A 22510-nucleotide genomic window follows, 5' to 3' on the forward strand; every position below is an offset into this window, starting at 1 on the left:
CTCCACCACCCCCTCGGCGGCGACCTCCCGCCCGTCCGGGTAGCGCACCAGCGCCACGGTGCGGAACCGCGCCGTCCGGCCCGACGGATCGAGCGCGCCCGCGTCGAGGAGTTCGGCGAGCAGCTTGCGCACGTTGTCGGCATAGGTCGCCTGCGGGCCCGAGTAGCGCGCGGACCGGACCCCCGGCGCCCCCCCGAGCGCGTCGACCTCCAACCCGGTGTCGTCCGCCACCGCTGGCAACCCGGTGGCCTCGCAGATCGCTACCGCCTTCAGCCGGGCGTTGCCCTCGAGTGTCGGGGCGTCCTCAGCCACCTCGGGCACGGTGGACGGCCGGGGCAGCAGCACGACACCGGCGGGGCCCAGGATGGCCTCGATCTCGGCCACCTTGTCAGGATTCGCGCTGGCGCAGACCAGCTCGACCGCGCTCACGAGCTGGCCGTGCGCCGCGGCGGCGGGGTGGCAAGGTAGGACCGCTGCTGCTGGACGATCTCGGCGATGCCCCGCTCGGCGAGGTCGAGGAGATCGTCGAGCTCCCCCCGCGAGAACGCCAGGCCCTCCGCGGTGCCCTGCACCTCGATGTACCGGCCGGACCCGGTCATGACCACGTTCATGTCGACCTCGGCCGTCGAGTCCTCGGCGTAGGGCAGATCGAGCACGGACACCCCGTCCACGATCCCCACCGACACCGCCGCGCACTCGTCGTGGAGCGGGTGCTCGCCGATGACCCCGTCGGCGACCAGCCGGCTGAGGGCGTCGTGGAGCGCCAGATAGCCACCGTTGATGGACGCGATGCGCGTCCCGCCATCGGCCTGGAGGACATCGCAGTCCACGATCACCTGCCGCTCCCCCAGGACGACCAGGTCGCACACCGCCCGCAACGCCCGACCGATCAGCCGCTGGATCTCCTGCGTGCGCCCGGACGGCTTGCCGGCCGCAACCTCCCGCCGGATCCGCTCCGCGGACGCGCCCGGCAGCATCGAGTACTCGGCGGTGACCCAACCCTTGCCCGCGCCCTTCATCCAGCGAGGCACGTCCTCGTCCACGTACGCGGTGCACAGCACCATCGTGCGGCCCGCGGTGACCAGCACCGAACCCTGCGCCTGGTCGGTGAAGTCACGCTGGAAGCTGATCGGTCGAAGCTGGTCGGGCTCTCGGCCGTCGGGTCTCACGGATGCCACCTCCCCACGTTGCCAACCACTCACCGTCCCACACCTACGAACTGGCCTGTCAAACGCGTGCTCCCGCACGCGTTTGACAGGCCGGTTCGCGACTGGAACGGGTTGCCGGGCGGGGCAGGAACCGGTACCGGTGGCGAGGGCGGTCAGAGCTCGTAGTGGGCGCCGGTACGGGCCAGCTCCACCGGCCCACCGAAGGCCTCGGAGCCGATGTGCTCGTAGCGTCGAGGGTCGCCGCCCGGCCACAGGTGGGTGAGCACCAGCCGCCGGGCACCGGCCGAGGCAGCCATCGCGCCCGCCTGCCGGGCGCTCAGGTGCAGCACCCCTTCCCCTTCCTCGTCGGTGGCGAAGGTGGCCTCACAGAGCACGAGGTCAATCCCTCGGCCCAACCGGTCGAGCGCCCAACACGGGCCGGTGTCGGCCGAGTAGGCGATCGAACGGCCGCCTCGCGGGTCATCGACCCGCACCGCGAGGGTCTCCACGTAGTGCTCGGTCTCCGAGAACCGCAGCCGCAGGCCGCCGATCGCCAACTCGTCACCGTCGTGGATCTCGTGCCAGTCGATGGTGGGGTTGAGCCCACCATGGGAGATCGACTCGGCGAGCTTGCGGTTCTCGGCCGTGCCGTAGACCGCGAGACCCTCACGCTCGAGCGCGTACTTGGTCGCGGTGCGCAGGCCCGACAGGTCAAGCCAGTGATCGGGGTGGCTGTGGCTGAGCACCACCGCGTCGACCTCGTGCAGCCCGATGTGGCGCTGGAGGTTCGCCAGCGCGCCGGGGCCGAGGTCGAGCACCACGTTCACCCCGTCCGCTCGCACCAGGTAGCCGCTGCAGGCCTGCCCCGGTCCGGGGTAGCTGCCGCTGCAACCCAGCACCGTGACGCTCAGCGCCACGAGCCGTCCTCCACCCACACGATCGGTCGGGCGTCGTCGAGCTCGGGGCCGAGCAGCCGACGCCCGAGCGCCTGGAAGGTGGCCACGTCTCCCGAGGAGATCCACGTGTGGGTGGCGCGAGCTGCGGCCCGCCTCGGGGTCGGCGGGCGGTCATGGGCGAGGGCGGTGAGCTGGGCCCGCACGGAGAAGGCCGTCTCGTCGGCAGAGGACACCAGCACGACGTCACGACCCATCACATCGCTGATGGTACGGGCGAGGAACGGGTAGTGCGTACAGCCGAGCAGGAGCGAGTCGATCCCGGCATCGCGCAGCGGAGCGAGCAGCCGCTCGGCGAGCACGTGCACCTGGTCGCTGTCGGTCTCCCCCCGCTCCACGAATTCGACGAATCCCGGGCACGCCGCGCAGGTGAGTTTCACGCCTGGGTCGACCGCGGCCACGGCCCGCTGATACGCGCCGGAGCCGATCGTGCCCACGGTGCCGATCACCCCCACGTGGCCGTTGCGGGTCGCGGCCACCAGCGAGCGGACCCCGGGTTCGATCACCCCCACGATAGGCACCTCGAACGACTGCCGGAGCTCGTCGAGCGCCGCGGCCGAGGCGGTGTTGCAGGCCACGATGACCAGCTTCACCCGGTGCTCCTCGACCAGGTACCGGGTGATCTGATGGGCGAAGCGGCGGACCTCCGACAGCGGTCGGGGCCCGTAGGGGTACCGGGCGGTGTCGCCGACGTAGACCAGATCCTCCTCGGGGAGCAGGTCGATCAGCGCCCGGGCCACGGTCAGCCCACCGAATCCGCTGTCGAACATGCCGATCGGACGCCGATCCACCTCAACGATCCACCTCAGAGCGCGGCGACGAGGAACGCCAGCGCCACCAGCACCAACACCCCACCGAGGAACCACCCTCCCACCCGCAGCATGGGGCTGCCCCGGAGCTGCGGGCTGGTCTCCACCTCGATCGCGAGGATCACCCCGAGCACGCCGAAGATAAGGGTGAACAGCACGCCGAGACGGTAGCCCGGACGGCTCAGAAGTAGATGATCTTCGACGCCTTCTCCGCCACCTCGTCGAGGTCGTCGGTGTACGCGCCGGTCGACAGGTACTTCCAGCCGCCGTCGGCGACGATGAACACGATGGTGCCGTGGTCGAGCCGCTCGGCGACCTTGATCGCGCCGGCCAGCGCCGCGCCTGAGGAGATGCCGGCGAACACCCCGCACTCGGTGACCAGCCGGCGGGTCCATTCGATCGACTCCAGCGGCCGCACGATGCGCTTGCCGTCGAGCAGTTCGGGGCCGCCCCACTTCTCGTACACCGGTGGGATGTAGCCCTCCTCGAGGTTGCGCAGCCCCTCGACGAGCTCGCCGAGCGGGGGCTCGACGGCGAGCACCTTGATCTCGGGGTTCTGCTCCTTGAGGTAGGTGCCCACCCCCATCAGCGTGCCGCTGGTGCCCAGGCCGGCGACGAAGTGGGTGATCTCCGGGCAGTCGCGCCAGATCTCCGGGCCGGTCGACTCGTAGTGCGCCCGCGGGTTGGCTTCGTTGGCGTACTGGTAGAGGAAGACCCACTCGGGGTGCTGGTCGCTCAACTCGAGGGCGCGACGCACCGCTCCGTTCGAGCCTTCGTTGCCGGGGGTGAGGATGATCTCGGCCCCGAACACTTCGAGCATCTGCCGGCGCTCGATGGACACGTTCTCCGGCATGACGATCTTGATGGGGTAGCCCTTGATCCGGGCGATCATCGCCAGCGCGATGCCGGTGTTGCCCGAGCTGGGCTCGATGATGGTCTTGCCGGGGGTGAGGGTGCCGTCGGCCTCGGCCTCCGTCACCATCTTGAGGGCGATGCGGTCCTTGACCGAGCCGGCGGGGTTCTGGCTCTCGACCTTGGCCAGGATGCGGACGCCGGGATTGGGGCTGAGCACGCTGACGTCCACCAGCGGCGTGTTGCCGATCATGTCGAGCACCGATGCGTAGACGGTCATGGGGCGGGCCTCGATCCGTGTGGCGTGCACTCCCCGGCGGACATGGCCGGGTCTCCCTGTTGATTGTCGGAAATCTTGACCGGTTTTGTAAAGATTCTACCGGTCTTCGATCGTGACCGGTTCCTCGGCGATCGTGCCGTCCACGATCCGGTAGGACCGCAGCACCGGGGCCTCGTCCCGCAGGGAGACGATCACGTAGTGCCAGGCAGGGTCGGGAGCCTGAGCCACGTCGGTTGGCGACGGGTAGGCATCGGTGTGGGTGTGGGAGTGCATGACGCCGATCAACTCGAGGCCCCGGTCCTCGGCGTCGCGGTCGGCGTGGAGGTGGTCGCGAGGGTCGACCGTGTACACCCTGGCCGACGCCGCGGCGTTCCGGCAGCGGTAGAAGACCTCCACCCGGCCGGTCACCGGGTCGCCGCCCAGCAGCCCGCACGCCTCGTCGGGCAACCCATCGTAGGCGGCAGCGATCATCTGCGCGTAGGCACGGTGAGGCAGGCGCAGCATGGGCGCCGAGGGTACTCGCGACGCGGAGGGGGTCCGTCGGGCCCCGCGGGATCGGCTCGGTACGCTCACGGGTCGTGGCCGGCACCAAGCTCATCGCGACCAACCGGCAGGCCCGTCGCGACTACGACATCCTCGACCGCGTCGAAGCGGGCTTGGTGCTGCGCGGCAGCGAAGTCAAGTCGCTGCGGGAAGCCAAGGTGCAGCTGGCCGATGCCTATGCCCGCATCGACGGCGGCGAGGCCTGGCTGGTGGGGCTGCACATCGCGCCCTGGCGCACGGCGGCGACCCACAGCGGTCACGATCCGGAACGGCGGCGCAAGCTTCTGCTGCATCGCGACGAGATCGATCGGCTCCGCGCTCGCCTCGACCAGGAGCGGCTGACGATGGTGCCGCTCTCGCTGTACTTCAAGGACGGCCGGGCCAAGGTCGAGTTGGCGCTGGCGAAGCCCCGGCGCAAGGGTGACAAGCGCCAGGCGATCGCGGCCCGCGACGCCCGGCGGGAGGCGGAGCAGGCGGTCGGTCGGGCGCTGAAGGGCCGGGGGTAGGGCCGACCGGGACGGGCTCCGCAGGAGGGATCCGCAGGAGGGACCCGAACCCGCCAGCCCGGCGGTCAATCGTCGTCGAGGATGATCGCCATCCCGACGCCGTCACCCTGGATCGTGGCCCCGGTGGGATCGGAGAGCACCACGGCCAGGTCCCGGTCCCCGTCCGGGAGGTCATCGGGCAGGAGGGTGATGGTGATGGTCTTCTGCCACTGGCCCGGCCGGAAGGTGATGGTCTTCGGCTTGGCCGGCTTGTAGTCGACGCCGGCCCGGGCCGTACCGTCGACCACCGTGGCCACGACGGTGGTCTGCTCGGTGGCCGGTGCCGACAGGGTGACCCGGACCTGCATCTTCACCACCCCGGTGTCGCCCTCGACCGCCCGCACCGAGCTGACCGCGACCCGGCTGCCGGTGCCGGGATCGTCGTCGAAGATGACCGCGATCCCGCCCGCTCGGCCGAGTGCGGCTCCCGTCGCGCCCACCAGCTCGACGCTCACCAGCTCCATGTCCTCGACGACGGTATCGCCGTACACCTTGACGGGGATCTTGGTGGAGACCGGGGTGAGCCCGGTGGTGGGCTTCGGCTTGATGGTCAGGGTCCTCACCGCCCCGCCGAAGTCCTCGAAGTCGACCCGGCCGCCGGTGGCGCTGAGCCCGACCAGGCGGTACTGGACGGTGACCGGGGTGGTCGAGGGCCCCGAGAGCGTGACGGGCACGAGGATGGTGCGCGTCGCCGTGTCGCCCTCCCACACGGACGCGTCGCCGACCGACACCGTCACCGGCGCCAGGTCGTCGTTGAGGATGGTGCCGGTGCCCTGCCCGTCGGCGATGGTGGCCCCGGAGGGGTTCGACAGCACGACCGTGAACGTCTCGTCGAACTCGGAGACCACGTCGCCGTTGACGGTGACCGTGATGGTCTTCGACGTGTCCCCGGGGTCGAAGGTCAGGGTGCCCGACGCCGGCAGGTAGTCACCCGGGGCGACCGCGGTCCCATCGCTGGTGGCGAGGTCCACGCTCACCGTCCCCGCCGAGGCGGTGGACAGGGTCACGGTGAACACCGCGTCGGTCGTGCCGCTGTCGCCCTCCACCACCGTCACGTCGTCGATCGAGAGGCTGGGGAGAGCCTCGTCGTCGTTGAGGATGGTGCCGATGCCCTGCCCGTCGGCGATGGTGGCCCCCGACGAGGTCGACAGCTCCACGGTGAACGACTCGTCGGGCTCGTACACGGTGTCACCGTTCACCGCCACCGCCACCGTGCGCACCGTCTCCCCCGGGTCGAAGGTCACCGAGCTCGACACGCTGGTGTAGTCCTCCGGCGCCACCGCGGTGCCATCAACCGTGGCCACCTGAACGGTGACCGGGCCCGGTGAGGGGAACGACAACGAGATGGTGAAGGTGGCATCGGTGGTGCCCGAGTCGCCCTCCAGCACGCTGATGTCGTCGATCGACAGCGTGGGAGGATCGTCGTCGTTGAGGATGGTGCCGCTGCCCTGCCCGTCGCCGATGGTGGCCCCCGACGGGTTCGACAGCTCCACGGTGAACGTCTCGTCGAGCTCGTACACGGTGTCACCGATCACCGCCACCGCCACCGTGCGCACCGTCTCCCCCGGGTCGAAGGTCACCGAGCTCGACACGCTGACGTAGTCGTCCGGCGCCACCGCGGTGCCATCAACCGTGGCCACTTCGACGGTCACGGGGGACTGGCTCGCCGGGGTGAGGGTCAGGGTGAAGATGGCATCGGTGGTGCCGGTGTCACCTTCGAGGACCGCGGTGTCGAGGATCGACACCGACGGCTGGTCCTCGTCGTCGACGATGGTGCCGGTCCCCTGGCCGTCCGCGATGGTGGCGCCGGTGGGGGCGAGCAGGCCCACCACGAAGGACTCGTCACCCTCGTAGAGCTGGTCGCCGGCCACCTGGACGGTGACCGTCCGGGTGGTGTCGCCGGGCTGGAAGGTGAGTGTTCCCGCGGCGCTGGCGTAGTCGCTGGGGGCGGTGGCGCTCCCGTCGGCGGTGGCGAACCCGACGGTGACCGGATCGGGGCTCGGCGCGCTGAGCGACACCGTGAAGACGGCCGGGACCGTGCCGCTGTCGCCCTCCACCACCGTCACGTCGTCGATCGAGAGGCCGGGGACGGGATCGTCGTTCAGGATGGTGCCGACCGCGCCGGGGTCGCCGATCACCGCACCGGTCGGGCCGGACAGCTCGACGTGGAAGGTCTCATCGTGCTCGTAGGCGGTGTCGCCGACGACGGTGACCTCCACGGTGGCGGTGGTCTCGGAGGGCGAGAACGACACCAGCGTCGACTGCGGGAGGTAGTCGTCGCCGGATGTGGTGGCGGTCCCGTCCGCGGTGTCGACCTGCACCGTCACCGTCGATGCCGACGGCTTGGACAGCGAGAGCGTGAAGGTCATCACCGAGGTGCCCGCATCGCCTTCGGCCTGGGCCACGTCGTCGATGCCGATCACCGGGGCGGCGGTGGCGAGCACCCGCACCGCGGCGGTGTCGTAGACGGGTACGAAGGTCAGCCCGCCGCCCGCGTCGTCACCGGTGATCGAGTCGAAGGTGCCCTGCCGGCTCGAGCCGGTGACGATCTCGTAGGTGTCACCGTCGGCGGGTGCGTGACCGCCGTCGAGCTCCAGGGTGCCGGCCAGCTCGACCGGACCGGCGGCGCTGAGGACGTCGTACTGGGTTCCCGGGACGGTGCCGTCGAGGTCCACGGCCAGCGTGCCGCTCGCGGCCTGGGTGAAGCCACCCGTGAGGTCGAGCACGCCGGGCCCGGAAACGCCCGGCTCGACCCGGGCCGCGTTGCGGACCAGCGTCGCGTCGACGGTGCCCGATCCGGTCAGGGTGCCGCCGTCGACCCGGACGGTGCCCCCGCCGAGGAGCCGTAGCTGAGCGGTCGAGCCGGTGAGCGTGGTGCTGCCGCCGGTCTGGACCAGGTCGCCCCCGGGAACGGTGAGCCGGCTGCCGGCATCGATCACCAGGGCGCCGGCGTTGGTGAGCCCCGCGGCCACGGCCTGCTGGCGGCCGCCACTCAACTGCAGGGTGCCGGCCGTGGCATTGGTCGACAGTCCAGCGAGCGCGTCGCCAGCGGCGGCGTTGGTCATGGTGGCTGCCGAGCCGTCGAGGCGAATGGTGGCGCCGTTGGCGGTGATCCCGCCGGCTCCGGCTTCGTCGAGCCGCAGGGTCCCGGCGACGTGGTAGGTGCCGCCGGTGAGAGTGCCGGCGGTGAGGTTGGTGAGGTCGCCGCTGATCTTGAGTTGGCCTCCGCTGGCCACCTCGACGGTCCCCAGGTTGGTGACCACCGGCTGGATCTGGGTGGTCCCCCCGGAGCCCTTGGTGATGGTGCCGGGAGCGGCGTTGAGGAGCACCCCGGTCGGGTCAGCGCAATTCGAGATGGACCCGCCGGCGGACCCCAGATCGAGGCTGCCCCGGTTCTCGACCGTCGAGCCCGCGCAGATCGACAGCTGGCCGGCGCCGAGCGACCAGCTTCCCTCGTTGACCAGCGTGTGGCCGTCGAGGTAGTAGCCGCCGGTGGCCGTCGCGGACGGGCCGATGGTGGTCGTGCCCGGACCGGAGAACAGGCCGAAACCCCAGGTGAACGAGTCGGTGACGGTCAGGCTGCCCACGATCTCGCCACCGGCGAAGTCGAGCACCGGCAGGGTGTCGATGGGACCCAGCTCGATGTAGCCGCAGGAGACCCGGAGCAACCCTCCGCCGCCGATGGCGGCCCCGGTTCCGAAGGCCCGGTTCCCGCAGAGCTCGAGCGTGGCTCCCGAACTGATCTGGAACGAGCCGGTGTCGGGATCGAGCACCGGTTGGTCGACCAGGAACAACGACCCGCCCTGGACCGCCACGGCGCCGTCGTTGGCGAACGGCACGTACAGCGAGCCCTCGTCCGGCCCCGGCCCCTTGGTGGCCACGCCGGAGCTCTCGTTGACGAAGGCCACGTCACCGTCGCCCTCGTCGCACTCGGAGACGGTGTAGAGGGGGCTGGTGGGCAGCTCGAAGCTCCCCGCGTTGACGATGCTCGAGGCCCGGCAGAGGGTGATGTCACCTGCGGGCCAGCTCGTCGAGCCTTCGTTGCGCAGGGTGTGGCCCGATTCGATGGTCAGGTCAGCGGCGAGGCTGGCGCTGGCACCAGCGGCGACGACGGTCGTGCCGCCGTAACCGGCGGTGGCCGCCTGCGGCGAGCCGAGGATCGCGCCGCCGCCGACGGTGAGCGACCCGGTGACCGTGAGCTGGGCGGCGCCGCCCCGGCGGCCGTTGAGCACCAGGTTCGCCACCGCGGACGCCTCGTTCGCGCTGGTGGTGCCGATCCGCAGCTCCCGGGTGCCGGTGATGGTGAGGCTGCCCTTGAAGTCGATGCCCTTGACCGTGCGGTTCTGGGTGTCGCTGAACACGATCGACGAACCGGGCGGCGCGCACGCGAACTGGCTGGCGGAGGGGACACCGCTCGGGGACCAGTTGGCCCCGGTCTGGTAGAGACCGCCCGGCGGGCCGACCCAGTTCTTGTCGCAGTTCGCGGCGTCGGCCCGCAGCGCGGTGACCACCAGTGCGACGCCGGCCACCGCGACCAGTGCGAGCCCGGTGACGGCCCCGGTCCGGAAAGCTGCGCGGCGGCTCGCGATCCGGTTCGTGCGCTCCACCTGCGTACTGCCTCCCCCAGGAGCCTCTCGGTCCCGCCGCTTCCCATGAGCTCAGCCCCGGCACGGCGGCCAGGCCGGATGCCCCGAGGGTACATGAGCGTGCTCCGGCGCTCACGGCGAGTGGCCGCCGAGCCTCCATAGACCAGGTTCCCCCGGGAATCCCTGCTCGACGCCGCCCGGCCGCCGCTAGCATGGGAAGGCCGCTCGGGCGAGCGGTGTTCTCCCAACGGGGCTGATCGGTTTCGACGCTGAGACCGGAAGTCGATCCGTGCGACCGGAGTTGCTCAGACTCCTAAAACGGGGCAACCAAAGAACCGCCGATGGCGAGTTCGCTCTCGCTGCCTGATCCGTCAGGTCGCAGAGAGTCATCGTGACCAGCAATGGCGCACGGGGCCTGACCACTACAGCCCGGCAACAGAAGTAGTGGTGGACGGCAGGGAGAGACCGCTGACGGCGTGAAAGACCGCTGACCCCGGGGAAAGACCCGGCGGTGGGGTCGCCAACCCGCCCCACCCGACCCGGCGGGTCGGCAGCCGTTGAGCCGAGAACCGGGAATGGTCGTATCGCGGGCGATGACCGCTCGGCGGACGGGGGTTCGATTCCCCCCAGCTCCACCGATCCGGGGTTCCGGGCGCGCCGGGCGGCCTCCGCCGGACCGGCGCCGGCATCCACCGACGGCGCACCGGGCCATCCCCATTCTTGTCAGACCCCCTGCGTACGGTGTCGGCGTGAGGCTCCTGCACACCTCCGACTGGCACCTGGGCCGCTCGCTGCACGGCGAGGCACTCATCGACGCGCAGGCGGCGTTCGCCGATCTCCTCGTCGAGGTCGTGGCCAGCGAGGGCATCGATGCCGTGCTGGTCGCCGGTGACCTCTACGACCGGGCCATCCCCCCGCTGGACGCGGTCGAGCTGTTCGACGACACGCTCCTCCGGTTACGGAGCACGGGCGTACCCGTGGTGTTGATCGCCGGCAACCACGACTCTGCGGGCCGCCTGGCCTTCGGGAGCCGGCTGTTGGAGGCGGCCGGCGTGCACCTGCGCACCCGGGTCGAGACGTGCGGCGAGCCGGTGCTGCTCGCCGACGGCGCCGGTGACGTCGCCATCTACCCCCTCCCCTACCTCGAGCCGGCGCTCTCGTGCTCCCAGCTGGAAGCAGGCGACGTGCGTCACGAGGCGGTACTGCGAGCCGCGATGGGCAGGGTGGCAGCCGATCGTGCCCGGCGCGGCGAGCCTCGCGCGGTCGTGGTGGCCCATGCCTTCGTCACCGGCGGCGAGACCTGTGACAGCGAGCGCGACCTCACCGTGGGGGGCACGGCATCGGTACCCGCCGCGGTGTTCGCCGGTGTCGACTACGTGGCTCTGGGTCACCTCCATCGTCCCCAGCAACTCGCGGAGCGCATCGCCTACAGCGGCTCGCCGATCGCCTACTCGTTCTCCGAGGCCGGGCACCCCAAGTCGTTCACCGTCGTCGACCTGCCGGCCAGCGGGCCACCGCGCCTGGAGCGCATCCCCATCCCCCCGTGGCGACCGATGGCCCGGCTGCGCGGCAGCCTCGACGAGTTGCTCTCCTCGGCCGAGTTCACCGGTCACGAGCATGCCTGGCTCGAGATCACCGTCACCGACGAGCAGCGTCCGGCCAACCCCATGGAGCGGCTCCGCAAGCGGTTCCCGCACGTGCTCCGGCTGGTCTTCGAGGCCAGCACCACCACCGAGGTCGTCTACGGCGAGAAGGTGGAGGGGCGCTCCGACCTCGACGTCTGCCGGGCGTTCGTCGAGCACGTGCGCGGCCGGCCGGTCACCGCCGCCGAGGACGCGCTGCTCGACGCCGCCGTCCAGGCGCAACGCATCGCGGAGGTGGCTTGATGCGCCTGCACCGCATCGAGATCCAGGCGTTCGGGACGTTCACCCACCGCCAGGTCATCGACGTCGACCTGCTCAACGACCGCGGCCTGTTCCTCGTGCACGGCCCGACCGGTGTCGGCAAGACCACGATCCTCGATGCCGTGTCGTTCGCGCTCTTCGGCACCGTTCCCGGGGCGCGCGCCCGGGCTGAGGGCCCGCGCTCGCACCTCGCAGACCCCGCGACCCCCACTGAGGTGGTGCTCGAAGCCAGCTTCGGCGCGCGCCGCCTGCGGTTCACCCGCCGACCGAAGCAGCCGCGCCCGAAGAAGCGGGGCGAGGGCTTCGTCGAGGAGCCCGCGACCGCGCTCGCCGAGGAGCGCCTCGACGGTACATGGAAGCCCGTGACCAGCCGGCCCGCCGAGGTCGGCCTGCTCGTGGCCGACCTGCTCCACATGGGCCCGGACCAGTTCCACCAAGTGGTCCTGCTCCCCCAGGGCCGATTCGCCAAGTTCCTCCAAGCCAGCGCGGAGGAGCGCCGCCCGCTCCTCGAGAAGCTCTTCGCCACCGACCGGTTCGCCCGGATCGAGACCTGGCTCGACGAGCAGCGCAAGGCGGCCGCCAAGGCACTCGATGAGACCTGCGCCGAGGTCGACCGGGGGGCCCGGGCCGTCGAGGCCCTCGCGTCCGCTCTCGCCGGGGAGGTGAGCACGCTTCCTCCGCTACCGGATGACCGGGCCGAGCGCGCCGCATGGGCCCGGCATCTCCTCGACCTGGCTGAGGACGCGGCGACCCGGGCGGCCGACCGCGTCAGCCGCCTGCAGGCACACCGCGACGACCTGGCCGGCCGACACGACGCCGCCCGGCAGCTCCACGAACGCCAGCGCCGGTATGAGGAGGCCCTCCGCCGGCGCACCGAGCTGCACGCCGCGCACGATGAGCACGAACGGCGGGTCGACCGCCTCCGGGCCCACGAGCAGGCCAGCCCCGTGGGGCCGCTGCTGGCCCAGGTCGAGCATGCCCTCGAGCGTGAGCGCGACGCTCGGGAGGCACTTGAGCGGCAGCGCCGATCGGTCGAAGCGCTCGACCCGAGCCTCGCCGCGGCCGACATCGAACACCTCACCCGGCGCCGCGACGCCCTTCTCCAGCGGCGCGGGCAGCTCGAGCAACTCACCACCGTCGAGCGCGACCTGCGCCGGCGAGACCGCGAGATCGCCGCGAGGCGAGACGAGCTGATCCGGTTGCAGGAGCAGCTCGACCAGCTGACCCGCTCGCTCGGCGAGCTCCCCCGCCAGGTCGAGGACCTCGTGCTCGAGAAGGAGCGCGCGGCACGGGCCGCCGGCTCGCTCGAAGGTCTGCGCGCCGCCGCCCAGGACGCGCAGCGACGCTGCACGGCCGGCCGCACCCGCGACCGGCTCCGCGAGCAGCTCCGGGGCACCGACGACGAGCTGCGCGCCGCCATCGACACCCACCAGGAGGCGCGCGACGCGCTGCACCACCTGCAGGAAGCACGCATCGCCAACATGGCCGCCGAGCTGGCCGCCGGCCTCGAGCCGGGTTCGGCCTGCCCGGTGTGCGGAAGCGTCGATCACCCACGCCTGGCGAGCGCCGGCACCGGCGGGCTGGTCACGGCGGAGCAGCTCGACCAAGCCACCGAGGACGTGGCTCGCGCCGAGCGTCGCCGATCTGAGCTCGAACGGCGGCAAGCCGATCTCCGCGCCGAGCTGGCCGCCGAGGAGGCGACCGCGGGTGACGCCGAGGTCTTCGAGCTGGAGCAGCAGGCCCGCTCCGTCGCAGCGCAACTCGCCGAAGCGGAGGAGCACGCCGGCCGACTGGCCGACATCGAAGCAGAGCTGCAGCGCCTCACCGACCAACAGCGTCACCTCCACCACGAGCGGGAACAGCTCAACAAGCGCATCGGCGAGGCCGAGCATGCGATCACGGTGGCGGACCAGGAGCAGATCGGCGACCGCAAGCGACTCGAGGAAGGCCTCGAAGGAGCCCCGACGGTGGCCGAGGCGATGACCCGCCACGACGAGCTGGCACGGGCCTGCGACGCGCTGGCCAACGCCATCGACGCGCACCACGACGCGACGAACCGGCTTCGGGAGGCTGAGCAGGCCGCGCAACGCGAGGCCGCGACCGCCGGCTTCGCCGACGCCGGTGCTGCCCGACGCGCCATCCTCAGCGCCGACGAAGTCCGTTCCCTCCGGGAGGCGATCGACGAGCACCATGCCCTGCTCCGGGCGACTCAGGAGACGCTCGCCGATCCTGAGCTGGCCGAGGCCGTTGCCCGACCACCTGCAGACCTCGACGGACTCGGCGCCGCCCGGGAGCGAGCAGACGCCGAGCTGCACGAGGCGCTGCGCCGGTCCGGGGCGCTCGCCGAGACCGTGCAGCACCTGCGCGTGAACGTGGCCGACCTGCGGGACGCGGTCGATCGACTCGGGCCTGTCAGCGCCCGCCACGACGAGGTCGCGGGCCTCGCCCGCCTGGTCGCTGGCGAGGCGGACAACGCACTGCGGATGCGGCTGTCGGTGTTCGTACTCGCGGCCCGCCTCGAGCAGGTCGCCCACGCGGCGAGCCGGCGCCTCCACCAGATGAGCAGCGGCCGCTACACCCTCCGCCACACCGACGAGGAGGCTGACGGGCGCCGGCGGGGTGGGCTGGGCCTGCTCGTGGTCGATGCCTGGAGCGGCACCGAACGCCAGACCACCACCCTCTCGGGCGGCGAGAGCTTCATGGCCTCCCTGGCACTGGCGCTGGGACTGGCCGACGTGGTCACCGCCGAGGCAGGCGGCACCCGCATCGACACCCTCTTCATCGACGAGGGTTTCGGCAGCCTCGACGACAACACCCTCCACGTGGTGATGGACGTGCTCGATGAGCTTCGCAGCGGTGGCCGCACCATCGGCATCGTCAGCCACGTGGCCGACCTCCGAAACCGCATCTCCACCCAACTCGAGGTCCGCCCGGGAAGTACCGACCGCCGCGGCTCGAGCGTGCACCAGGTGACGGCTCCCTCCTGAGTGGACCCGGCTGAACCCCGGCCGAGTGAGGCCTGGTGCCGTCCGCTGGCGACGGCTCACGGGACGCCACCCGACGCCACCCGAGGTTTCGGACAGATACCCCTGAGGGTATAGTGGTCGGGCATCCGGACGTCGAGGAGGTCCACGGTGAAGTTCACGCAGTACTACCTGGACTGCCTGTCCCACGCGAGCTACCTGATCGCCGACGAGACCACGAGACGCGCCGTGGTGGTCGACCCGAAGCGTGACATCCAGGAGTACCTCGACGACGCCGCCGCCGAGGGGCTCCACATCGACTACGTGATCGAGACCCATTTCCACGCGGATTTCCTCTCCGGTCACCTCGAGCTCGCCCAGGCGACCGGGGCGGAGATCATCTACGGGTCGGCGGCGAGCCCCCAGTACCCGATCCGCAGGGTGACCGACGGGGAGCGGCTGGCGCTCGGGCCCACCGACGGCAGCGGCGTGGTCCTCGAGTTCCGCGAGACCCCAGGGCATACGCCCGAGTCGATCAGCGTGGTGGTGTGGGAGCACGGTGATGACCCCGAGCCCTTCGGCGTGCTCACCGGCGACACCCTCTTCATCGGTGACGTGGGCCGCCCCGACCTGCTGTCGTCCGTGGGCGTGTCGGCCGACGAGCTGGCCCGCAAGCTGTACGTCTCCGTGCACGACAAGCTTCTCAGCCTGCCTGACAGCACCAAGGTCTTCCCTGCCCACGGCGCCGGGTCAGCCTGCGGCAAGAGCCTCTCCACCGAGACCGTCTCCACCATCGGTGAGCAACGCCGCACCAACTACGCCCTGCAACCCATGCCCGTCGAGGAGTTCGTCGCCGCCGTGACCGAAGGGCAGAGCGCGGCGCCCGCCTACTTCGGGTACAACGCCGGCCTCAACAAGCAAGCGCGGGACCTGCTCGACATCGCGCCGCCGGCCCCGCTCGATCTCGACCAGGTGCTCGCGGAGCAGGCCGCCGGCGCCGTCGTCATCGACACCCGCCCAGCCGCCGACTTCGCAGCCGGGCACCTGGCCGGCTCGGTCAACGTCGGCCTCGACGGCCGTTTCGCCGAGTACGTGGGCACCGTGGTCCCACCGCACACGCCCATCGTGCTGGTGAGCGATCCGGGCACCGAGCACGAGGCGAAGCTGCGGTTGGGACGGATCGGCTTCGACACCGTCGTCGGCGTCCTCCGGGAGGGTCCCGCTGCGTTCGTGGCCCGGCCCGATGTCGTCGGCCACGCCCCTCGGTTGCCCGTCGCCCAGCTCGACGAGCGGCGAGCGAGCACGGAGGTCCAGATCGTCGACGTGCGCAACCACGCCGAGGCCGCACTCGGCACCATCCCGGGTGCGCTCCGGATCCCGCTGGCCGAGCTGCGCGACCGCGCGGGCGAGCTCGATCTCGACCGGCCGATCGTCGTCTACTGCGCGGGCGGTTACCGATCCTCCATCGCGGCCAGCCTTCTTCGCTCGCTCGGAGCGGCGGACGTGTCCGATCTGATCGGCGGCTTCGGCGCGTGGCTCACCGCGACCCGGGCTCTCGCCTGAGCGTCACCGGGACGCCCCACCCGGGCTCGTACCCGAACGCCTCCCGGGCAGGGATCCCGGTCGGCCCGTCCTCGATCAGCTCGAAGTGGTCGAGAGTCACCAACGCCGGATGAGCCACACCGCACACGTGGGCGAGGCGCAGCAGCTCGTAGCGCAACGCCATCAGGTAGTTCGCCGCCCGGGTGGATTTCAGCGACGGGTCGAGACCGCTGGCGAGCCAGCGGTTCTGGGTCGCCACCCCCGTCGGGCACCGCCCGGTATGACACCGCTGCGCCTGGATGCACCCTATGGCCAGCATGGCCTCCCGACCGACGTTCACCAGGTCGAGCCCCATTGCCATGCCCAGCAGTGCCGCCTCCGGCAACCCCAGCTTGCCCGCTCCCGCGAACACCACCTCATCTGCCAGGCCGGCTTCAGCGAACGCCCGGTACACGCGAGGAAAGCCCACCCGGAAGGGCAACGCCACGTGGTCGCTGTACACCAGCGGCGCCGCTCCGGTACCCCCCTCTCCACCGTCGATGGTGACGAAGTCGGGACCCTGCCCGGTGGCTGCCATCCTGGTGGCGAGCTTCGCCCAGAACCCGTGCTGACCAACGGCCGACTTCACCCCGACCGGCAGACCGGTGGCCTCGGCGATGCGCTCCACGAACTCGAGTAGCCCGTCGACGTCGTGAAAGGCGGTGTGATACGGGGGGCTGACGCAGTCCACACCCACGGGCACGCCCCGGATCGCCGCGATCTCCGGGGTCACCTTCACCCCCGGCAGGAGCCCTCCCAGACCAGGCTTGGCCCCCTGGCTGAGCTTGATCTCCACTGCCCGCACCGGTGCAGACTCGACCAGGTCGACGAGCCGATCGAGATCGAAGCGGCCCCGCTCGTCCCGGCAGCCGAAGTAGCCCGTGCCGATCTGGAGCACCAGCTCGCCCCCCTGGCGATGATGGGGAGACACCCCGCCTTCGCCGGTGTTGTGCAGGCAACCGGCCAGCGCCGCCCCGCGATTGAGCGCCTCGATCGCGGAGCCGCTGAGCGAGCCGTAGCTCAACGCCGAGATGTTGACCACCGAGGCGGGGCGGAAAGCCCACCGGCGCCGATGGGCAGCGCCCATGACCTTGGCGCAGGGAACAGGGGTCGCCGGATCAGGGTGCCCAGGCCCCACACCGGGGGCCGGGAAGGTGGCCTGTTTGATGATGAGGTAGCTCGGCGACTGGTCCAGATCGTTGTCGGTCCCGAAGCCGAAGTAGCTGTTCTCGCCTTTCGCCACCGCGTAGATCCAATGACGTTGATCGCGTGAGAACGGTCGCTCCGAGTTGTTATCGGTGACGATGTACTGGCGCAGCTCCGGTCCGACCGCCTCAAGGCTGTAGCGCAGGTGCCCGATGACGGGGAAGTTCCGCAGGATCGCGTGCTTCTTCTGCAGCAGGTCGTATGCGGCCAACCCGACCAGCCCCCCGCCCACGGTCCGCGCCACCACCCTCCCCAGGCGGGAGGCGATGAGCGGCGCACGGCGGCGGGAGTGTCGCAGGATCCCCACGATCCGACCCTACCGAGCGTGCGGGCGCGGCCGCGATACGTTCGAGTCATGGCTGACTACGAGATCCCACCGCCCGAACCCAAGGAGATTGACGAGAAGAACTGGCTCGAGCTCCAGCACTTCATCGATCGAGCGGTGCTCCGGGGACACCCCTCCGGCGACGAGCGGTGCCGGAACTGCCTCTACTACCTCGACACCGACGCTGATCTGACCTACTGCTGGCATCCGCAGATCCGGATCCTGGTGGGCGAGAACTGGTGGTGCCAGTGGTGGGAGGCCATCCCCGAGGAGTGAGGGGCAGGTGCGCACGCCCGCCGGGATCACCGCCGGTCACTCGGTCGGCTCACCCGGACCATCGGCGGGGAGCAACGTCGACAGGAACCGAGCCGACAGCGCCGCTCCCTCCCCACGAGGGTCGGCCAGGCGCCGGGCCTCGTCCCAACCCTGGCCTGCCAGCCCGGCTCGGCCCGCCTCGAGGAGCGCCCGGGCGGGGTCACCGACGGGAACCGCCTCGATGAAAGGCACGGCGGAGGCGAGATCGCCCCGTTGCATCCACGCCCAGGCCTCGAGCTCGTTGGCGCGCACGGCCTGCTCGGTGGTGAGGCCGTGCGCCCGCACCCGAGCGATGGCGATGAGCGCCAGCTCGGGCTCGTTCCCCACCACCGCTTTGATCGCGGACGCAACCTCGTCGTCGAGGCTGCGCCGCCCCACCATCGGCTGGCGGGAGATGGGGGCGGCCGAGGGCGGGCTCGTCTCCGCTCCGCTCCCGCGCCCCGCGGGCTCAGCCGGGGGGGCCACGGGCACCGGGGGCGCAACCGGTGCAGGCGAGGCGAGCGGGCGTGGATCAGCGAGATGCCCGCCTGCCGGCGCGCGGTCAGACGGGTCGGCCTGCGCTGGCGCGAGGTCACGCGGGTCGGTCTGTGCCGGTGTCGCCGGGTGGGCTGGTCGCCACGGTTGCCGCTGGCTCAACGCATGCACGTTGATCAGGAGGAAGAGCCCGGCCAGCACCGCGGCGTACAGCAAGCCGGCTTGGACGGCCAGGTACACGGCGATTCCGGCCACCACCACGGACACCGCGTGAACCAAGCGGGTCGCGTCCCGCTTGGTGATCATCGACAACAACGACACCAGGGCCTGACCACCGTCGAGCGGCAGGATCGGCAACAGGTTGATCAGCGCCCACCCGACGTTGACCCAGATGGCCATCATGAGCACGGCCTCGCCGGTCTGCCCGGTGACCGTGCCCGAGGCCGCGAGTCCGAGCAAGGGAACACCCACCAGCAAGCTCGCAGCCGGACCGGCCAGGCTCACCACCAGGTCACGGCCGAGCGACAGTGACCGGCCGAGGGTGAGACCCCCGAAGCTGTGGAGCACGATCGCCGCGTCGCTGCCGAACCACCGGTAGACGGCGGCGTGACCCAGCTCGTGGATGAGGATCGAGGCGAACACCACGGCCACCCACAGCCCGACCAGCAGGGCGTCCCCGTAGCCGAGGCCCAGCAGGATGCTCACCAGGAAGAACGTGGGGAGCACGCGCACCGGGATGCCGGCGACCGCGAAGTCGAGACCGGATTGCACGCCGACGAGCGTACCGGGCCGGCACCCGGGCCTCCTCACCGCTCCCCGGGGCAGATCCGGATGCCCTGAGCTACCGTGCCCGCACGTCCGTGTCGGCCGTGGAGGTCCCGATGCCACTCGACCCTGCCGCGCAGCAGATCCTCGACCTGATCGCCCAGTTCAACGGACCACCGGTCACGGCGCGTACCCCCGAGGAAGCCCGTGCCGACTACGCGGGGCTGTCCTCGCTGGCCGCAGGCCCGGCCCCGGAGGTCACCTCGGTGGAGCGGAGCCAGATCGCAGGGGTGCCGGTCCATCTCATCGAGCCTCACGGCACCGAGCCGTTTCCGGTGCTGGTCTGGTTCCACGGCGGCGGATGGGTGATCGGCAGCTCGGAGTTGAGCGTGCCCGTCTGTGCCGAGCTCGCCTCCCGGGCGGGCTGCCTCGTGGTCTCGGTCGACTACTCCCTCGCGCCCGAGCACCCGTTCCCCCGTGGTCTGGAGGACTGCCTCAGCGTCGGCGAGTGGGTGCTCGAGCACGCCGCCGAGATCGGAGGCGATCCCAGCCGGGTGGCAGTGGGCGGCGACTCTGCCGGGGGCAACCTGGCCACGGTGGTGGCCCAGGAGGTCGACGGGTTCGGGTTCCAGCTTCTCGTCTACCCCGTCACCGATGCGACCACCTCGCTGCCCTCACACGCCGAGAATGGCTCCGGCTACCTGCTCGAGGCGGACACCATGCGCTGGTTCCTCGACCACTACCTCGCCGGCGCCGATCCCACCGATCCCCGCGTGTCGCCGCTGCACGCCGACCTCGAGATGCTCGCCGACCTGCCACCCGCGCTGGTCATCACCGCGGAGTACGACCCTCTGCGCGACGAGGGAAACGCCTATGCCGAGCGGATGCGGCAGGCGGGCGTCGACGTGACCCTCCGCTGCTACGAGGGCCAGATCCACGGCTTCTTCTCCATGGGAGGGCTCATTCCCGCCGGTTCCGAGGCGGTCGCCGAGGCCGCGTCCGCGCTGCGTTCGGCCTTCGGTACCTGAGTGCCCGACCGTCCCAGCCCGGTTGCCGTGAGGACACTGCGCCTGCTCCGCCACGCCAAGTCGGACTGGTCGCAGGCCGTGGAGGACCATGACCGGCCCCTGAACCGGCGCGGGGCGAGAGCTCGGCAGGTCATCGCGGAGCACGTCCGGGGCTGGCCGGTCGACCTGGTCATCTCCTCGGATGCCAAGCGGGCACTGGATACCGCCGAGCCGGTCGTCGAGACCCTCGGGTGCCCCCTGCGGGTCGAGCCGCGGGTCTACGGTGTCGACGCAGCCGGTCTCCTCGAGCTGGTCCGGGAACTTCCCACCGACCTGAGGGACGTGATGGTGGTCGGGCACAACCCGACCCTGGAGCAGCTCATCGAACTGCTCTGCCGCACGACCGCTCGGCTACGCACCGCGGCACTGGCCACCCTCAGGTTGGACATCGACACCTGGATCGAGGCCACACCCGGTTGCGGCACGCTGGTGGACCTCGTCACCGCGGCGGACCTCCGCTGAAGGTCCCCACCGGGGTGGTCAACGACCACCGCACCGACACCTCCCGCGGCTGGACGACCATGCCCTGCTCGGTCGCCTCGAGCCCCAGAACCCTCATCAGCGCGAGCAGTGGCCCCGCGTGCGCGTTGGCGTTCATCACCGGGTACTCCTGCATGGGGGTCGCCGGCTGCACGAACGTCTCCCCCGGCCTCGAACCGAACCAGGCGTTGTAGGCGTCCGGCCCGCTCCAGATCCCGAACCACACGTTCGGGTACGCCCGGGCGTGGCCGGCGAGCGACTGCTTCTCGAGGAGACGCCAGGCCCGAGCCGGGTCGTGCAGCGCGTACCCCCAGGCCAGCAGGGCGTTGATGGCGGCCCAGACCCCGCCGTTGCAGTCCCAACCCGGCGCCAGCATCCCGAAGCGCACCGGGTGGGGTCGGTCGAGGATCGTGGCGCCGATCGGGGAGGGATCGTCGTTGCGATCACCGATGGTCGAGACCAGGCGGGCCCGCTGCGCGTCGTCGCCGATGCCCGCGATGAGGGGCCACACCTGGCCGTCGAGGAACAGGTGCCGCTCACCGAGCGGCCCACCCCGGCCGTCGTAGCCACGCAGGAACCACTCCCCCTGCCAGGTGTGCTCCATGGCTCGCCGCAGCTCGCCGGCCAGGGCCACCATCTCCGCGGCATCGATGGGGTGACTCTCGGCGATGAGGCTCGCCGCCCGCGGCAGCACGTAGACCGCGAAGGCGGTGTTGAAGCCGGACTCGCCGTGCTCGTGGAACGCTCGACGGTCAGCCACCATGGCGGCGATCGGATCGGCCCAGTCACCGCTGCCGACCCGCAGCAGGCCGTGCGGCCCGCGACCCACCCGGTCCCGCAGGTAGTGGAAGGCCTGGGCCACCCGGTCACGCGGCGTGGCCGTTGCTCGGTCCTCGGCCGGGTAGAACGGCACCGGCTGGTCGAGCAGCGCCCGGTCGCCGGTGGCCCACACGTACTCGGTCAGCGCCCACAGGAAGAAGATCGGCAGGTCCGTCGGTGCGGCGTGGACCCCACCGGAGGTGCACTGCCCCCTGCCGGTGTGGGCATAGAGCACCGAGCCACTCGGCCTGGTCATCCGCATCATGACCTGCAGCAGGTGGCGGGCCCCGGCCGGATCGATCAGCGTGAGCGGCACCGAGAAGATCGCGTAGTCGCGGGGTGCCCCCTGAAGGCCGTGCACGAAGCCGTAGGCGGAGCCCTGGCTCACGTACCGATGGCCGAAGTAGGCGTCGGGTTGCTGGGCGCCGACGAGGTACGCGGCGTGCCAGGGCGTCTCCCGTTCGAGCGCCGGCGCCCGCCCGTCGGTGTCGAGCACCGCCAGCGACCCCCAGGATCGGGCGTTCGCGGCGGGGTCCGCCTGCCGGGCCCGATCGATGAGCGCATCGACGTCCCCGGGATCGTCCGCGAGCACCACGGCGAAGGCCAGCCGCTCGGTCCGGCCGCGACCGACCTCGCCCACCCGCAGGCGCAGCGCCGACCCCCAGCCCTCGCAGGGCACGTCCTCGTCGAGCGATGCCACCACCAACGTGGGCAACGATCGGTCGACCCACGCAGGCCCGTGAGCGGGCCGCGGGGGATGCCGTGGCGCGCTCCACACGGCCCGCCGGTCGGCGTCGAATCGCGGTGGGCTGACCAGCCGGGCGGAGGCCACGGCGCGCGCCGCGGTCGTCAGGGCGCGGGCCACCGCCGACAGCCCGTAGGTGGCGTGCCAGGC

At 71.3% G+C, this 22510-nt stretch carries 18 protein-coding genes and 1 other RNA gene; 8 read left to right on the forward strand and 11 right to left on the reverse strand.

Annotated features, from left to right (window positions below; all coding sequences use genetic code 11):
• The 7 genes from V7004_RS08875 to V7004_RS08905 all read right to left on the reverse strand — a co-directional run.
• The coding region (locus V7004_RS08875) for a non-canonical purine NTP pyrophosphatase (RefSeq protein ID WP_334143442.1) at positions 1 to 429 on the reverse strand (429 nt) is incomplete at its 3' end.
• Entirely contained in the window at positions 426 to 1169 is a 744-nt protein-coding gene (rph, locus tag V7004_RS08880) for a ribonuclease PH (protein ID WP_442968034.1), read from the reverse strand. The genes rph and V7004_RS08875, both read right to left, overlap by 4 nt.
• Before the next feature lie 152 nt (positions 1170 to 1321).
• Positions 1322 to 2065, reverse strand: coding sequence for an MBL fold metallo-hydrolase (locus V7004_RS08885; protein WP_334143445.1), 744 nt, complete (start codon positions 2063 to 2065; stop codon positions 1322 to 1324).
• The gene (gene murI / locus V7004_RS08890) at positions 2056 to 2892 is read right to left on the reverse strand and encodes a glutamate racemase (RefSeq protein ID WP_334143446.1); all 837 of its coding nucleotides are present in this window, start codon (positions 2890 to 2892) and stop codon (positions 2056 to 2058) included. The genes V7004_RS08885 and murI overlap by 10 nt, the downstream gene beginning before the upstream one ends.
• 14 nt (positions 2893 to 2906) lie before the next feature.
• Positions 2907 to 3068, reverse strand: a complete 162-nt coding sequence (locus V7004_RS08895) for a hypothetical protein (RefSeq protein WP_334143447.1) — start codon at positions 3066 to 3068, stop codon at positions 2907 to 2909.
• 23 nt (positions 3069 to 3091) lie between these two features.
• Positions 3092 to 4042, reverse strand: a complete 951-nt coding sequence (locus V7004_RS08900) for a PLP-dependent cysteine synthase family protein (protein WP_334143448.1) — start codon at positions 4040 to 4042, stop codon at positions 3092 to 3094.
• A 96-nt stretch (positions 4043 to 4138) separates the two neighbouring features.
• On the reverse strand, positions 4139 to 4546 hold the full coding sequence (locus V7004_RS08905; RefSeq protein WP_334143449.1) for a M67 family metallopeptidase: 408 nt from the start codon (positions 4544 to 4546) through the stop codon (positions 4139 to 4141).
• A gap of 74 nt (positions 4547 to 4620) precedes the next feature.
• Between V7004_RS08905 and smpB the strand changes: the two genes are divergently transcribed.
• Entirely contained in the window at positions 4621 to 5091 is a 471-nt protein-coding gene (gene smpB / locus V7004_RS08910; protein ID WP_334143450.1) for an SsrA-binding protein SmpB, read from the forward strand.
• Positions 5092 to 5156: 65 nt separating this feature from the next.
• Here the strand turns inward: smpB and V7004_RS08915 are convergent, their stop codons facing one another.
• Entirely contained in the window at positions 5157 to 9737 is a 4581-nt protein-coding gene (locus tag V7004_RS08915; protein ID WP_334143451.1) for a Calx-beta domain-containing protein, read from the reverse strand.
• A 228-nt stretch (positions 9738 to 9965) separates the two neighbouring features.
• Between V7004_RS08915 and ssrA the strand changes: the two genes are divergently transcribed.
• The 4 genes from ssrA to V7004_RS08935 all read left to right on the forward strand — a co-directional run bounded on the left by ssrA (position 9966) and on the right by V7004_RS08935 (position 16146).
• Positions 9966 to 10354, forward strand: a transfer-messenger RNA (tmRNA) gene (gene ssrA, locus V7004_RS08920).
• 111 nt (positions 10355 to 10465) lie between these two features.
• Entirely contained in the window at positions 10466 to 11602 is a 1137-nt protein-coding gene (locus V7004_RS08925) for an exonuclease SbcCD subunit D (RefSeq protein WP_334143452.1), read from the forward strand.
• On the forward strand, positions 11602 to 14607 hold the full coding sequence (locus V7004_RS08930) for an SMC family ATPase (RefSeq protein ID WP_334143454.1): 3006 nt from the start codon (positions 11602 to 11604) through the stop codon (positions 14605 to 14607). Before V7004_RS08925 ends, V7004_RS08930 begins: the two co-directional genes overlap by 1 nt.
• Before the next feature lie 147 nt (positions 14608 to 14754).
• On the forward strand, positions 14755 to 16146 hold the full coding sequence (locus V7004_RS08935; protein WP_334143455.1) for an MBL fold metallo-hydrolase: 1392 nt from the start codon (positions 14755 to 14757) through the stop codon (positions 16144 to 16146).
• Here V7004_RS08935 and V7004_RS08940 read toward each other — a convergent pair.
• Positions 16121 to 17626, reverse strand: coding sequence for an FMN-binding glutamate synthase family protein (locus V7004_RS08940; protein WP_442968035.1), 1506 nt, complete (start codon positions 17624 to 17626; stop codon positions 16121 to 16123). The two genes, V7004_RS08935 and V7004_RS08940, sit on opposite strands and share 26 nt — an antisense overlap.
• Before the next feature lie 99 nt (positions 17627 to 17725).
• On the opposite strand from V7004_RS08940, the gene V7004_RS08945 reads away from it, so the two are divergent.
• Positions 17726 to 17971 (forward strand): hypothetical protein, encoded by a 246-nt coding sequence (locus V7004_RS08945; RefSeq protein WP_334143458.1) that lies wholly within the window; start codon positions 17726 to 17728, stop codon positions 17969 to 17971.
• Positions 17972 to 18007: 36 nt separating this feature from the next.
• On the opposite strand, the gene V7004_RS08950 is transcribed toward V7004_RS08945, so the two are convergent.
• On the reverse strand, positions 18008 to 19255 hold the full coding sequence (locus tag V7004_RS08950; protein WP_334143459.1) for a site-2 protease family protein: 1248 nt from the start codon (positions 19253 to 19255) through the stop codon (positions 18008 to 18010).
• A gap of 110 nt (positions 19256 to 19365) precedes the next feature.
• Between V7004_RS08950 and V7004_RS08955 the strand changes: the two genes are divergently transcribed.
• Positions 19366 to 20277, forward strand: a complete 912-nt coding sequence (locus V7004_RS08955) for an alpha/beta hydrolase (protein WP_334143460.1) — start codon at positions 19366 to 19368, stop codon at positions 20275 to 20277.
• A gap of 27 nt (positions 20278 to 20304) precedes the next feature.
• Positions 20305 to 20778 carry a SixA phosphatase family protein gene (locus V7004_RS08960; RefSeq protein ID WP_334143462.1) on the forward strand — a complete coding sequence of 158 codons (474 nt, stop codon included), beginning with the start codon at positions 20305 to 20307 and terminating at the stop codon, positions 20776 to 20778.
• On the opposite strand, the gene V7004_RS08965 is transcribed toward V7004_RS08960, so the two are convergent.
• On the reverse strand, positions 20756 to 22510 hold a 1755-nt coding region (locus V7004_RS08965), incomplete at its 5' end, for a GH36-type glycosyl hydrolase domain-containing protein (RefSeq protein ID WP_334143463.1). The genes V7004_RS08960 and V7004_RS08965 overlap by 23 nt on opposite strands.

The sequence above is a fragment of the Rhabdothermincola sp. genome (assembly GCF_036846205.1).
GTDB lineage: Bacteria > Actinomycetota > Acidimicrobiia > Acidimicrobiales > Acidimicrobilacustridaceae > Rhabdothermincola.